Here is a 13,046-nt window from a genome sequence, read left to right as displayed (position 1 = left end):
TGAACTTGATTTGCGGGTGAGAAAGCGAATAGTTTCCGCAACCTTTCCGCCTCCAAAGGAGCCTCCCATGAACGCCATCGTCGAACAGCTGAAAAGCACCGCTGATGCCACCAAGGCAACCGATATCCGTGCCGCCTTCGCCGCCGATTCGCAGCGCTTTTCGCGCTTTTCCGTTTCGCTTGACGACCTGCTGATGGATTTTTCCAAGACGGCGGTGAATGACGACATCCTCAAGCTCCTGGTGAAGCTCGCCGAAGAAGGCGGCGTCGAGGCAAAGCGCGAGGAAATGTTTTCCGGCAAGGCGATCAACTTCACCGAGGATCGCGCCGTTCTGCACACCGCGCTGCGCAACCGTTCCAACACGCCGGTTCTGGTCGACGGCAAGGACGTCATGCCCGACGTCAATGCGGTGCTTGCCGCCATGGGCAAATTTGCCGACGACGTCCGCTCCGGCACGCTGAGGGGCGCCACCGGCAAGGCGATCACCGATGTCATCAATATCGGCATCGGCGGCTCGGATCTCGGGCCGGTGATGGCGACGCTGGCGCTTGCGCCCTTCCATGACGGCCCGCGCGCGCATTTCGTCTCCAACATCGACGGCGCCCATATCGCCGACATCCTGAAGCTGGTGCAGCCGGAAACGACGCTGTTCATCGTTGCCTCGAAGACCTTCACCACCGTGGAGACGATGACCAATGCGCAGACGGCGCGCAATTTCATCGCCAAGGCGCTCGGCGAAGCGGCCGTGCAGCACCACTTCGCCGCCGTTTCGACGGCGCTCGACAAGGTCGCCGCCTTCGGCATCGACAGCGCCCGCGTCTTCGGCTTCTGGGACTGGGTCGGCGGCCGTTATTCGATCTGGTCGGCGATCGGCCTGCCGCTGATGATCGCCGTCGGGCCTGACAATTTCGGCAAGTTCCTCGACGGTGCCCATGCCGTCGACAATCATTTCCGTAAGGCGCCGATTACCGAGAACCTGCCGATGCTGCTCGGCTTGATCGGCTTCTACCATCGCAACGTGCTCGGCTATCCCACGCGCGCCATCCTGCCTTACGACCAGCGCCTGTCGCGCTTCCCGGCCTATCTGCAGCAGCTCGACATGGAATCGAACGGCAAGGGCGTCACCATCGACGGCACGCCGGTCGAGGGCAATTCCGGCCCGGTCGTCTGGGGCGAGCCCGGCACCAACGGCCAGCACGCCTTCTACCAGCTCATCCATCAGGGCACGAGCATCATCCCGGCCGAGTTCATGATCGCCGCCAACGCCTTCGAGCCGGAGCTGCGGCATCAGCATCAGCTCTTGATCTCCAACGTTCTCGCCCAGTCGGAAGCGCTGATGAAGGGGCGCACTTTCGCAGAAGCCAAGAAGCAGCTGACCGACAAGGGCATGGACGACAAAAAGGCCGATTTCATCGCGCCGCACCGCGTCTTTACCGGCAACCGGCCGTCGATCACCTTCGTCTACGACAAGCTGACCCCTTATGCGCTCGGCCGGCTGATCGCGCTTTACGAACACCGCGTCTTCGTTGAAGGCGTGCTCTTCCGTATCAACTCCTTCGACCAGTGGGGTGTCGAGCTCGGCAAGGAACTGGCGACGGGCCTGCTGCCGGTCGTCGAAGGCAAGGAGAGTGCAGCATCGCACGACTCCTCGACGCAGGGCCTGGTTGCGGCGCTGGCGAAGCTTGCGAAGTAAGCGATCGAGATTGCCCCTCACCCTAACCCTCTCCCCGTTCTGACGGGGAGAGGGGACGTGCCCTGAGAGAGGCGAGTGAGGAACGGAGAGGTCACGGCATATTCCCTTCTCCCCGTCAGAACGGGGAGAAGGTGCCGGCAGGCGGATGAGGGGCGGACGCTGGCTCCCATCTCAAAGGCCGATCCCACGCGCGCAGTGCCGACTGCCGCCAACATCGTCATTGCGGCCGCAAATGATGCACTGATATCAGCGGGCCTGGTGCATCCGCACAATGGGCTTCGTCGTGCGAAACAGGATTGAACGTTCTCCTAATCAAAAATTGTAGAATGAATTCTTTCAATTCGTTGGAATCGCCCTAGATTCAAGCAAAATCTGTGCGGAAAATGCTCCGTTCGTTGTTCTTGTTGGCATCTGCACCGGCCCGCTCGCGTCCGGGTCGGCTCTGTCGATGTCGGCGCCTTCACTGCATGGTCCCTGCCCAAGTTCAGGAGATGCCTCAAGACGCTTGTCACACAGCGTTTTTATGGCCCATCTCACCAAAGGAAGCTCATGAGCCGTCTTGTCGTCGTTTCCAATCGTGTTCCCATGCCGGCCAAAGATGGGAGCGCCGCTGCCGGCGGTCTGGCCGTCGCGCTGCAGGCAGCCCTGCAGGAGCGTGGCGGCATTTGGATGGGATGGTCGGGAGAATCGAGCGGGGACAGGGAACCTGGCCCGCTGTCGCAACTGCAGAAGGGCAACATCACCTATGCGCTGACCGATCTCACCGACACCGACGTCGAGGAATATTATCGCGGCTTCGCAAACCGCGTTCTCTGGCCCATCTGCCACTATCGACTGGACCTCGCCGAATATGGCCGGAAGGAAATGGCCGGCTATTTCCGCGTCAACCGCTTCTTCGCACACAGGTTGGCGCCGATGATCGAGCCGGACGACATCATCTGGGTTCATGATTACCACCTCATTCCGCTGGCGGCCGAACTGCGCCAAATGGGGCTGAAGAACCGGATCGGCTTCTTCCTGCACATTCCCTGGCCGCCGGCCGACATTCTGGTCACGATGCCCGTCCATGAGGAAATCATGCGCGGGCTCTCGCATTACGATCTCGTCGGCTTCCAGACCGATTACGACCTCCAGAACTTTGCCGGGTATCTCAAAAGGGAGGGAATTGGCGACGACCTTGGAAATGGATTGTTTGATTCCCATGGGCGGATATTCAAGGCCGGTGCCTATCCGATCGGGATCGAAACCGCGGGCTTCGCCGAATTCGCCGAGAGGGCCGCAAACAATATCATGGTACAGAAGACCAGGCGCAGCATTGAAGGCCGGGACATGATCATCGGGGTCGACCGCCTCGATTATTCAAAGGGCATCATTCAGCGGCTGGAAGCGTTCGAACGCTTCCTCATCAGCAATCCTGGCTACCAGAACAAGGTCACCTATTTGCAGGTCACGCCGAAGTCGCGATCGGAAGTTCCCGAATACGAGCATATGCAGAAGATGGTCGCCGAACAGGCAGGCCGCGTCAACGGCGCCATCGGAACGGTCGATTGGGTGCCGATCCGCTATGTCAACCGATCGATCAGCCGCAACGTGCTTGCCGGCCTCTACCGGCTGGCGACGATCGGGCTGGTCACGCCGTTGCGCGACGGCATGAACCTCGTCGCCAAGGAATATGTCGCCGCTCAGGATCCCGATCGCCCAGGCGTATTGGTGCTATCGCGCTTCGCCGGCACGGCTCGCGAGTTGAAGGGTGCGCTGCTGGTCAATCCTTACGATGTCGAAGGCACTGCCAATGCCATCGCCCGGGGCCTCTCCATGTCGCTGGAGGAGCGCCGCGACCGCTGGAGCATGATGATGGAGCATCTGCTGTCTCACGACGTCTCACTTTGGTGCAAAAACTTCTTGCGGGATCTGGTGCCCGCTCCCGAGCTTCGCTCGGAGCGTGACCCCGGATAGTCTCCTGATCGATCGACGTCGACCCGTCCTTCGGACCCGAGGAAGAAGAGGGAATCGAGACGTTGCCGCAAGGAGGAGGCATTCACGGGCGAGATTCCGCGTGACCTGTTGCGTGATGCGGCGGATGACCGTCACCCGCCGTTTCAGTTGCGTTGACGCGTCTCAACCCTCGCCTTTGCACGATCGTGTGTGGGAGCTTGATTGACGAAGCCAGACCGAGCCTTGCCAGCAGCCGGATGAAATACCAACCGAGATCCAGCTGCCCCGGCTCGATGCCGAGCCGCGCCGAATCCGGAAAGGCGTGATGGTTGCCATGGAAGCTCTCGCCAAAGGTCACCAGCCCGAAACGCGGCAGGTTATAGCCCTGTACAGCGACATCATCGACACTCCAGCCCTGATGGCCGCTCCGATGCGCGAAATGACCAACCAGCCAGTGTCCGGTCAGCGACACCGATATCCGCACGGCAACACCCCAGACCACCCATGGCAGTCCGCCGAGCGCAAAAAGCGCGAGTCCCAAGGGAATCTGCTGCGCCATCCATGTCGCCTCCAGGAAACGATAGAAGCGGTCGCGCCGCTCGCGCTCCTCGGGGACGAAACGCGGCGGATGGTCCAGCGCCACGATGCAATGCATCTGCCAGAAGGCATCGATGAAGAAAGACCGCCGATGGGCATAGAGGTCATGGCAGTCTCGCTGCCGTTGCGCCCAGTCGCGAATGTCGTGCGCGTAGATCATGCCGAAGGGGCCGGCCATGCCGACCAGCGTGCCGAGATAGACGAGAAAGTGCTCGATCCAGATATGAGTGCTGAATGAGCGATGGATCAGCAGCCGGTGCATGCCGACCGAATGACCAAGGCAGATCGTGATGGCGGTCAAGAGGATAAAGACGGCAAAGGCGCTCCAGGTGAAGGTCAGCGGGCCGCCAATGACGGCAATCAAGGTCATGGCGGTGATCCAGATCGACTTTGCGGGCATCCAGACCACTCTGCCCTTCACCGGATCGCTCCCATTGTCGATCATGCGTCCAGTGGAAATACTGCTCATGGCAAACTCCTTCCCATCGGGCGCATATTCCACTTGAATATCGCCCACCGATTCATTAATTAAGCAATTACCTAATTACTTTGCATGAACGGAATCAATTAAGCAATACATTAATTGCTTAATTGATAATGCCGCAGGCACGGAGACCGGACTTGGACGAAGAGACTTTCGATGACGCCGTAGAAGGCCGCTCCGTCAGCGCCGCCCAGCGGGTATTCCACGCGCTTTCCAGTGCGCCGCGCCGGAAAATCCTCGCCTATCTCTCGGCATCGGGTCTGACCGCTGGCGAAATCGCTGACCGCTTCAGCATGTCCAAGCCAGCCGTTTCGCAGCATCTTTCCATTCTCGAAGCTGCGGGTCTGATCAGACGGGAGAAACAGGGCCAGTTCGTCCACTATTCCCTGATCGAGAACAATCTCGTCAACACGCTCAACGGCTTCGTGCAGGAAGTCTGCCCGGTCGGTCGGCCGATCAAGAAGGAAAGCCAGGCGCGCACCCGGGGCGGATTGGTGCCGGCGAAGCCCGCGAAATAAGCGTTCGAGATTTGCCCCTCACCCTAACCCTCTCCCCGTGAAGAACGGGGAGAGGGGACGTGCCATACGGGACGTCAAGGGGAACGGAGAGGGCGCGGCACATCCCCTTCGCCCCGTGTTTACGGGGAGAAGGTGCCGGCAGGCGGATGAGGGGCGGAGGCTTGCTCGAGTCTTAAAGCCCGATCTCGCGCGCCCAGGGCGGGTTGGCGCCGGCGCGGGAGACGGTGACGGCGGCGGCTTTGGCGCCGAGGGTCAGGGCGTTGCGCAGCGCCTGCTCATCCAGCGAAGCGACTTGGCGCTTGGTCAGCAGATTGTCCATCTTCAGCGACGCCAGGATGCCGGCGTCGAATGTATCGCCGGCGCCGACCGTGTCGACGACGGTGACGCGTTCGCTCGGCACCGTCACCTTGCGTTCCCTGGTATAACCGGAAGCGCCTTCCGCGCCCTTGGTGATGACGACGAGCTTGGCGCCGTGGTTCAGCCAATGGGCGGCGAGCGCATCATGGTCGCCCTGCAGGCCGAACCAGTCGAGATCTTCGTCGGAAAACTTGACGATGTCGGATTTCGCAGCCATGCGCTTGATGCGGGCCATGTGCGACGGCTTGTCCTTGATGAAACCGGGACGGATATTCGGATCGAGCGAGATGACGCGGTGAGCGGCTTCGCGGTCGAGCAAGGCTTCGTAAGTTTCGCCGCAGGGGCTCGGGATCAGGCTGATCGCGCCGAAGTGCAGCGCTTCGCAATCATCGCCGAGATCCGGCAGGTCGGCCGTGGTGATCATCCGGCCGGCCGTGCCTTCGTCATAGAAGGCATAGGTGGCCTGACCGTTGACCAGCTTGACGAAGGCGATCGTCGAGGGACGCGGCGTGATGGCGCATGGGCTGTAATCGACATTGCTCGCCTTCAGCGTCTCCAGCAGGATTTCGCCCATCATGTCATCGGCGATGCCGGTGAAGAAGGCCGTGGGAATGCCGAGGCGGCCGAGCGCGATGGCGGTGTTGAAGATCGCGCCGCCGGCATAGGGCGCAAAGCCTTTTTCGCCCAGCGTCGTGTCCCTCGGCAGCATGTCGATCAAGGCTTCGCCGCAGCACAAAATCATCGAATTCCTCCCAACAGCACTGATATGTTCATCAACCGATTAAGCGAGCTTTTGTCAACTAGCTAGAGCGAAAGCTCACTAACCCCGCCATTTCTTCCCGACCACACCAGCGGCGCATCGAGGAAGGCCTCGACTTCCGATAGCGTCTTATCGTCGAAGAGCTTCTGCTCCCTGGCGACGGCCAGAACATTACGCCAAGTGGCGATGTGATGCAGCCTGACCTTGCCGTCGGAAAAGCGCTGTTCGCCAAAAATGCCGTAGAAGAACAGCGCGATGCCGTGATCGACGATGCCGCCGGCGGCACGGATGGCATCGATGAACTTGAACATGCTGCCGCCTGCTGTCGTCAGGTCTTCAATGACCAGCACCCTCGACCCTTCCGGCATATTGCCTTCGATCTGGGCATTGCGGCCATGGCCTTTCGGTTGCTTGCGGACATAGATCATCGGCAGGCCGAGGCGATCGGCCAGCAGGGCGGCGAAGGGAATGCCGGCGGTCTCGCCGCCGGCGATGCAATCGAACTGCTCGAAGCCGGCATCGCGCAGCAGGGTGCTGGCGGCGAAATCCATCACCGTTGAGCGGATGCGCGGGAAGGAGAGCAGCTTGCGGCAATCGATATAAACCGGGCTCGCCATGCCGGAGGAGAGTTTATAGGGCTGAGCGGCATTGAAATGCACCGCCTTTATTTCCCAGAGCATCTTGGCCAGCAATTCGGCCATCACGGCGCGGTCGGGAAATGTGGTCTGGATCATGCGGCTCTCCTTCGGCTTGGATCCTTGCGGGAATAGCAGCAAGAGCGCGCCGTTTCCAGACGAAAGGCGGGCTATTGCTGCAGCAGGCGGCCGATATCAACGATCTGCATCTTCTTGAACAGAGCGACTGCCTGGGCGCCCTCCTCCGCATCCAGCGAAACGGCATAACGCACGGCGGCGGCAAGCAGCTGCATCGTCAGCCGGGCGATGGCGAGCAGCTCCTTGCGGTCGCGATCCGGCCATAGGCGGATAAGCACCGCGAGAAATGCCTGGGCATGGAATTCCATGTCCTCGGCATCGACCTGTTGCAGCAGCTTGTCGGTATGGGTCGCATGCCAGATGTCGCGCATGACAGGCTCGCGGCGGAAGAAGGCGTAATATTCGTCGACGATAGTGGCAAGCGCGCCCTGCAGGGCCGCAGCGTCGGCCACCTTCGCCAGTTCCTCTTCGACGCACCGCCGGCCCTCTTCATTGAAGCGCTCGGCCAATGTGCGGATGATCGAGGTCTTGTCCGGGAAATACTGGTAGAGGGCGCCGAAGGAGAGACCGGCTTTCTCGACAATCTCGCTCATCTTCAGGCCGTCGCTGCCATGGCTCTCGATCAACTGCGATGCAACGGCGAGGATCTTTTCGAAGCGCTCGCGGCCGCGCTGCTGGCTGGGAATGCGGCGCAGCTGGCCGGTAGACTCCTGTTGGCGTCTGCGCGTTGCGACCGGCTGTTCCGACATGCTCTCTCCTTTTCCACGTTGACAAACAAAATAAGAGAGATTATCTCATTTTGCAAATAAGAGAGTTTCTCTTGTTTCTAAAGTTTGGGAGGAGTTTTGACATGCAGACTTCCGAAATCGTCCTCGTCGGTGGATCGGGAAAGACCGGCGGCCGCATCATCAAGCGCCTGGAAGCGCGGGGCCTCGCTGCCCGCGCGGCATCGCGCTCCAGCGCACGGCCCTTCGACTGGGAGGACAGGTCGACCTGGCGCGGCGCGCTTGAGGGGGCATCGAGCGCCTATGTCGCCTTCCAGCCGGACCTTGCCGTCGCCTGGGCGGCGGAAGCGATCGAAGCGCTCGCCAAGGTCGCCAGGGAATGCGGCCTTGAGCATATCGTGCTGCTCTCCGGCCGCGGCGAAGAGGGCGCGCAGCGGAGCGAAGCGGCGCTCAAGGCGTCCGGCATAAACACCACCATCCTGCGCGCCTCCTGGTTCTGCCAGAATTTCAGCGAGGGTGCCTTCCTGGAGCAGATCCTGAGCGGCCGGCTGCAATTGCCGGCGGGCGAGATCGCAGAACCTTTCATCGATGCCGACGACATCGCCGATGCCGCGGTCGCCGCCTTGACCGATCCGCGCCACCGCAACAAGATTTACGAACTGACCGGCCCGCGAGCGCTGACATTCCGCAAGGCGGTCGCCGAAATCGCCGCAGCCTCCGGGCGGCCGATCGAATACGACCAGGTGTCGATGGCGGATTTCACTGGCGGGCTTGCGGCCGCCGGCCTGCCGCAGGGCCTGATCGATCTTCTGGAGGAGCTTTTCGGCCAGGTGCTCGATGGGCGCAACTCCGGCACCACGGGCGGTGTCGCCGAAATTCTTGGCCGCCCCGCCACCGATTTCAGCGAATATGCCCGCCGGACCGCGGCAACCGGAATATGGAGCGTCTGACCATGCAGATCTTTCTCACCCTCTCCCTTGTGGCGGCGGCGATCGGCAGCGGTCTCGTCGCCGGCATCTTTTTCGCCTTCTCGACCTTCATCATGACCGCCTTCTCGCGGATTCCGGCGGAACAAGGCATCGCGGCGATGAACTCGATCAACGTGACGATCGTCCGCTCGCCCTTCATGGGCCTCTTCGTGCCGACGGCGATCCTCTGCCTCGTCATCGCCGTGCTCGCCCTGATCGACTGGCGCGGCGGGGCCTCTGCTCTGATGCTGGCGGGTGCAGCCCTCTACATTTTCGCCTCCTTCCTCTCGACCATCATCTTCAACGTGCCGATGAACGATTCGCTGGCAAAGGTCGGCGGCAACGGCCCGGAAGCGGTTCAGCTCTGGAACACCTATGTCAGGGACTGGACGTGGTGGAACCATGTAAGAACGATCGCGTCGCTGCTCGCCTCCGTCGCCTTCGTGCGGGCGCTGATGATCGTTTGAGAAGCAAGTGGAGGCATTCAAGGAGCAGCGTTGCGGCGTGTCCTTCGAGGCGATCCTGCGAACCGCACCTCTGGATGAGGTAGATTGGAGGGCGCCGCAGCCTCGCCTCCGCCTCGGTCACCGGCTCCGGCTCCGGCTCCGGCTCCGGAAAGCGCGCCAGGCGGAGATCACGGCGAGCAACAAGAACAATCCCGCGAAACCAGCCCAGAGAGAACCGCCTTGCGTCAGGTTGTCACCGTCGGGAGTGAGGCAACTGGATAGGGCTTGCGATATGCAATCTCGGAACTTCCAGTACCTTTCATAGAATAACCATCCGAAAAAATCGACAGAAGCGTTAAGACGAGGGCTGGAAGGTATTTCATTTTGTTCCTCTCGGCAGGCATGTCCACGCGACCTCATGGCGCCGTCCTACGCCAACCGCCCCCGGGGCGCCGGCATTCAAGAGAGCCTCATCCTGAGGTGCCCCGCAAGGGGCCTCGAAGGACGAGGCGGGCGTTCCCGCGTCGGATCTATGCAAGAAGCAGCGTTCTGGCGTGTCCTTCGAGGCTTCGCCCTGCGGGCTGCGCACCTCAGGATGAGGTACGTTGGAGGGTGCCGCGGTTTCCCTCTTCTCCCCAGCGGGGAGAGGAGACATGTGGCAGCGCCTTGGGTCTCCCCTTGGCCGACGCGTGGCGAAAGAGGAGTCGACCGACTATGTCTGTTCGCAAAAGGCGATGCGGTTGCTGAAGGGGTCGGTGACGGTCATCTCCAGCCCCCACGGCGCTTCCTCGACGCCGGGCTTCATGTAGCGGTAGTCCTTGCCTGAGAGTTCGGCGTGATAGGCCCTGATATTGGCGACGCGGACGAAGGCCTTGGCGCCGGGGCTGGCGTCGCCGGAATGTTCGCTCAGATGCAGCGCCATGCCGTCGCGCGAGACCTGGCAATAGAGCGGGAAGTTTTCGCCGAAGCGGTGCTCCCAATCGAGATGGAAGCCCAGGAAGCCGCGATAGAATTCCATGGCCTTTTCGACCGAGAAGATGCGGAAGATCGGCATCGGCGGCTCGATGCCGATCGCGGAGCGGGAGGTGCCCGCCTCTTCTATCTTTGCCGAGAGAATATTCCATTGATCGAGCCCGAACTGCCGGGCGACGATTTCGAGCGTCTCGCTGTGGGTGAGAGAAATGTCGCGGTCGGCAAGGGTCTGCCGCAATGTCTTTGCCATGAGCTTGGCATCGCGAAAATCGCGCATGATGTCATCCTTCCGTTGGCGGCAAACAGGAAGATCAGTGCCCGCGTCTGCTGACCCGTTCGCCATCGATCGCCAAACGGCAAGGGATGTGAAGGATGTTGTCTGGATGCATTCACAATAACGCCGAAGCGTCGCGGGGCGGCTGGCCGCATCCGGCCGAGGGCGACAATATGAGAGGGTCGGTCAGGAATCAAGACGCGGTGCGCGTTGCCTCGACGGGAACCGCCTTGAGGTAGCTGGCAAGCTCGACCCGGTTGCGGCCGGCGCGCTTGGCGACATAGAGTGCCTTGTCGGCGGCACTCAGCATGGTGTCGAAATCCAAGCTCTTCGACCGGCCGGGGGCGACGCCGACGCTGACCGTGCAGGTCAGCACCTCGTCGTCGATATGGATCTCGCGCGCCTCGAACGCCCGGCGGATGCGCTCGGCTGTCAGTTCCGCCCGGCCGGGCATGATCTCCTTCAGCACCAGCACGAATTCCTCGCCGCCGAGCCGGGCAGCGGTGTCGCCGGTGCGGCAATGGGCCGAAAGTTCGCCGGCGAAGACATTGAGCACGCGGTCGCCGGCGGCATGGCCGAAGCGATCGTTGACGGATTTGAAATGGTCGATATCGAAGACGATGACGGCGGTGGTGGTTCCCATCGGGCGCGTGCCGTATTGGTCGAAAAGGGCGCGGCGGTTGAGCAGGCCGGTCAGCGGATCGGTGATTGCATCGAGACGGTGGCGGGCCGCAAGCCGCCATTGATGCAGCGCCAGCGACAGCGCGCCGATCCCGGTCATGCCGGCGATGCAGACGGCAAGGCTCAGATCTTCGGCCCAGTTGCTGGGGGCGTGACCCAGCACCAGCTTACCGTCTGCTATCAGCACGGCGGCGCAAAGCACGAAAGAGATCGCCGTCAGCGTATAGAGCGCGGTAATGCCGAGGATCGGCGCCGGCGCTTCCGCCCGGGCGAGCCAGTATTGCCGAGCGGTGGCGAAGAGCAGCAAAGCGATGGCGAGGTTGTCGGCGATGAAGGCCAGCCCGTCATAGCCTGACAGCATTGGCACAATGGAGAAGACCATCGCCGCGAGCGCGCGGACCGCAATGGCTCGTATGGACAGGTGGCCAGTGAGGAACTGTCTGCCCGCACCCCATATGGTGGCGAAACCGGCATGAAACAGCACGAAGTTGCCGACGCCGAACCACTTCTCAGGTGTCGTCACATAGGCGCTGTAGACAAAAATGCCGCTGACGACCAGGACCAGGCCGACGGTGGCGGTGAGCAGCACGGTTTCCGCCCGGCGGACAAGCCAGCTGCCCATCAGCGTCACCGCAAGGCAGGCCGCGGAAACGCCGAGCGCCAGCAAGAGGGAGTTATAGTCAAGCATCATGCTTTTCAGCCTCCGCGACTGCAGCCGCGCCGGATGATCTCGGCAGCTCATGGGGTCGGTGCTGAGGAATGTCTTATGCATCCGTTAACAAATGATGCACCGCACAATACAAATGTTACGCGTTTAACGTTACGCCGAGATTTAGGATAAAAAATCTATTTAAAATTGAATTCTGCGAGCTTACGTCTGCTGAACCACCTGCCAATGCAGGGGAAACATCGGATCGAACACCGTCACCGGGCCTGCGCCGGTTTCTATCCTGGCGGGAAAGATGATCGGGTCGGCCTGCCGTGACAGGGTGATGCGGTCTTCGTTCGGCTGAAGCCCGTACCAGGCGGGTCCGTTCAGCGACACGAAGGCTTCGAGCCGCTCCAGCGCGCCCTCCTGTTCGAAGACATGGGCGAGGCAGCTCATCGTATTGACCGAGGTGTAGATGCCGGCGCAGCCGCAGGCGCATTCCTTCAGCGGGTCGATATGCGGGGCGGAATCCGTGCCGAGGAAGAAGCGCGGATCGCCGCTGGTGGCGGCGGCGCGCAAGGCCAGCCGATGGTTTTCACGCTTGGCGACGGGCAGGCAGTAATAATGCGGCCGGATGCCGCCGACGAGGATGGCGTTGCGGTTGATGATCAGATGGTGGGTGGTGATCGAGCCGGCGAGATTGCCCTTGGCCGCCTTGATGTAATCGACGCCATCCGATGTCGTCACATGCTCCATCGTCACCTTCAGCTCCGGCAGGCGCTGCCGCAGCGGATCGAGCACGGTTTCGATGAAGACGGCCTCGCGGTCGAAAATATCGACGTCAGGCGTCGTCACCTCGCCATGGACGCAGAGCGGCAGGCCGATCTTTGCCATGCGCTCCAGCACCGGCATCGCCTTTTCCATGTCGCGGACGCCGCCATGCGAATTGGTCGTGGCGCCGGCGGGATAAAGCTTGACGGCGGTGATGAGGCCGCTGTTCTTCCCCTCCTCCACGTCATCGGGACTGGTATGTTCGGTCAGATAAAGCGTCATCAGCGGCTGGAAACGATGGCCGTCCGGCAAGGCCTTGAGGATGCGCTCACGATAGGCCTTGGCGTCAGCTGACGTGACGACCGGCGGCACGAGATTGGGCATGATGATGGCGCGGGCGAAGGTGCGGCTCGTGTCGGCGATCACGCCCTCCAGCATGGCGCCGTCGCGCAGATGCAGGTGCCAGTCATCAGGACGGCGGATGGTGATCGATTGCATGGCAG

The 13,046-nt window shown here is 61.6% G+C and carries 12 protein-coding genes; 5 read left to right on the top strand and 7 right to left on the bottom strand.

Features of this window, described 5'->3' with window-relative positions; genetic code table 11:
- Positions 1–67: 67 nt before the first annotated feature.
- Both pgi and otsA read left to right on the top strand, forming a co-directional pair.
- Entirely contained in the window at positions 68–1,693 is a 1,626-nt protein-coding gene (gene pgi / locus V8P77_RS05590) for a glucose-6-phosphate isomerase (RefSeq protein ID WP_335911168.1), read from the top strand.
- A gap of 549 nt (positions 1,694–2,242) precedes the next feature.
- Positions 2,243–3,649, top strand: coding sequence for an alpha,alpha-trehalose-phosphate synthase (UDP-forming) (gene otsA / locus V8P77_RS05585; protein ID WP_335911167.1), 1,407 nt, complete (start codon positions 2,243–2,245; stop codon positions 3,647–3,649).
- Between the two features lie 82 nt (positions 3,650–3,731).
- Here otsA and V8P77_RS05580 read toward each other — a convergent pair whose 3' ends face one another.
- Positions 3,732–4,694, bottom strand: a complete 963-nt coding sequence (locus V8P77_RS05580) for an acyl-CoA desaturase (protein ID WP_335911166.1) — start codon at positions 4,692–4,694, stop codon at positions 3,732–3,734.
- Between the two features lie 152 nt (positions 4,695–4,846).
- Between V8P77_RS05580 and V8P77_RS05575 the strand changes: the two genes are divergently transcribed.
- The gene (locus V8P77_RS05575) at positions 4,847–5,227 is read left to right on the top strand and encodes a metalloregulator ArsR/SmtB family transcription factor (RefSeq protein WP_041935453.1); all 381 of its coding nucleotides are present in this window, start codon (positions 4,847–4,849) and stop codon (positions 5,225–5,227) included.
- A 172-nt stretch (positions 5,228–5,399) separates the two neighbouring features.
- On the opposite strand, the gene V8P77_RS05570 is transcribed toward V8P77_RS05575, so the two are convergent.
- The 3 genes from V8P77_RS05570 to V8P77_RS05560 form a co-directional block, all read right to left on the bottom strand.
- The gene (locus V8P77_RS05570) at positions 5,400–6,326 is read right to left on the bottom strand and encodes a carbohydrate kinase family protein (protein ID WP_335911165.1); all 927 of its coding nucleotides are present in this window, start codon (positions 6,324–6,326) and stop codon (positions 5,400–5,402) included.
- 62 nt (positions 6,327–6,388) lie between these two features.
- Positions 6,389–7,078 carry an orotate phosphoribosyltransferase gene (locus V8P77_RS05565; protein ID WP_335911164.1) on the bottom strand — a complete coding sequence of 230 codons (690 nt, stop codon included), beginning with the start codon at positions 7,076–7,078 and terminating at the stop codon, positions 6,389–6,391.
- A 71-nt stretch (positions 7,079–7,149) separates the two neighbouring features.
- Positions 7,150–7,806, bottom strand: coding sequence for a TetR/AcrR family transcriptional regulator (locus V8P77_RS05560; RefSeq protein WP_222040817.1), 657 nt, complete (start codon positions 7,804–7,806; stop codon positions 7,150–7,152).
- 101 nt (positions 7,807–7,907) lie between these two features.
- Between V8P77_RS05560 and V8P77_RS05555 the strand changes: the two genes are divergently transcribed.
- Both V8P77_RS05555 and V8P77_RS05550 read left to right on the top strand, forming a co-directional pair.
- Positions 7,908–8,732, top strand: a complete 825-nt coding sequence (locus V8P77_RS05555) for an NmrA family NAD(P)-binding protein (RefSeq protein WP_335911163.1) — start codon at positions 7,908–7,910, stop codon at positions 8,730–8,732.
- Positions 8,720–9,217 carry an anthrone oxygenase family protein gene (locus V8P77_RS05550; protein WP_335911162.1) on the top strand — a complete coding sequence of 166 codons (498 nt, stop codon included), beginning with the start codon at positions 8,720–8,722 and terminating at the stop codon, positions 9,215–9,217. Before V8P77_RS05555 ends, V8P77_RS05550 begins: the two co-directional genes overlap by 13 nt.
- Before the next feature lie 691 nt (positions 9,218–9,908).
- Here V8P77_RS05550 and V8P77_RS05545 read toward each other — a convergent pair.
- The 3 genes from V8P77_RS05545 to pyrC form a co-directional block, all read right to left on the bottom strand.
- Positions 9,909–10,445, bottom strand: a complete 537-nt coding sequence (locus V8P77_RS05545) for a glyoxalase superfamily protein (protein ID WP_335911161.1) — start codon at positions 10,443–10,445, stop codon at positions 9,909–9,911.
- 190 nt (positions 10,446–10,635) lie between these two features.
- Positions 10,636–11,814 carry a GGDEF domain-containing protein gene (locus V8P77_RS05540; protein ID WP_335911160.1) on the bottom strand — a complete coding sequence of 393 codons (1,179 nt, stop codon included), beginning with the start codon at positions 11,812–11,814 and terminating at the stop codon, positions 10,636–10,638.
- Between the two features lie 180 nt (positions 11,815–11,994).
- Complete coding sequence (pyrC, locus tag V8P77_RS05535; protein WP_335911159.1) at positions 11,995–13,041, bottom strand: dihydroorotase; 1,047 nt, start codon at positions 13,039–13,041, stop codon at positions 11,995–11,997.
- Positions 13,042–13,046 lie beyond the last annotated feature (5 nt).

The sequence above is a fragment of the Rhizobium aouanii genome (assembly GCF_037002925.1).
GTDB lineage: Bacteria > Pseudomonadota > Alphaproteobacteria > Rhizobiales > Rhizobiaceae > Rhizobium > Rhizobium aouanii.
The sequence above is the reverse complement of the archived record's forward strand: the minus strand, read 5'-3'. Positions and strand labels throughout refer to the sequence as shown.

Coding starts and splice junctions, on each gene's coding strand:
- pgi (WP_335911168.1), top strand. CDS start 68: ATGAACGCCATCGTCGAACAGCTGAAAAGCACCGCTGATGCCACCAAG.
- otsA (WP_335911167.1), top strand. CDS start 2,243: ATGAGCCGTCTTGTCGTCGTTTCCAATCGTGTTCCCATGCCGGCCAAA.
- V8P77_RS05580 (WP_335911166.1), bottom strand. CDS start 4,694: ATGAGCAGTATTTCCACTGGACGCATGATCGACAATGGGAGCGATCCG.
- V8P77_RS05570 (WP_335911165.1), bottom strand. CDS start 6,326: ATGATTTTGTGCTGCGGCGAAGCCTTGATCGACATGCTGCCGAGGGAC.
- V8P77_RS05565 (WP_335911164.1), bottom strand. CDS start 7,078: ATGATCCAGACCACATTTCCCGACCGCGCCGTGATGGCCGAATTGCTG.
- V8P77_RS05560 (WP_222040817.1), bottom strand. CDS start 7,806: ATGTCGGAACAGCCGGTCGCAACGCGCAGACGCCAACAGGAGTCTACC.
- V8P77_RS05555 (WP_335911163.1), top strand. CDS start 7,908: ATGCAGACTTCCGAAATCGTCCTCGTCGGTGGATCGGGAAAGACCGGC.
- V8P77_RS05550 (WP_335911162.1), top strand. CDS start 8,720: ATGGAGCGTCTGACCATGCAGATCTTTCTCACCCTCTCCCTTGTGGCG.
- V8P77_RS05545 (WP_335911161.1), bottom strand. CDS start 10,445: ATGCGCGATTTTCGCGATGCCAAGCTCATGGCAAAGACATTGCGGCAG.
- V8P77_RS05540 (WP_335911160.1), bottom strand. CDS start 11,814: ATGATGCTTGACTATAACTCCCTCTTGCTGGCGCTCGGCGTTTCCGCG.
- pyrC (WP_335911159.1), bottom strand. CDS start 13,041: ATGCAATCGATCACCATCCGCCGTCCTGATGACTGGCACCTGCATCTG.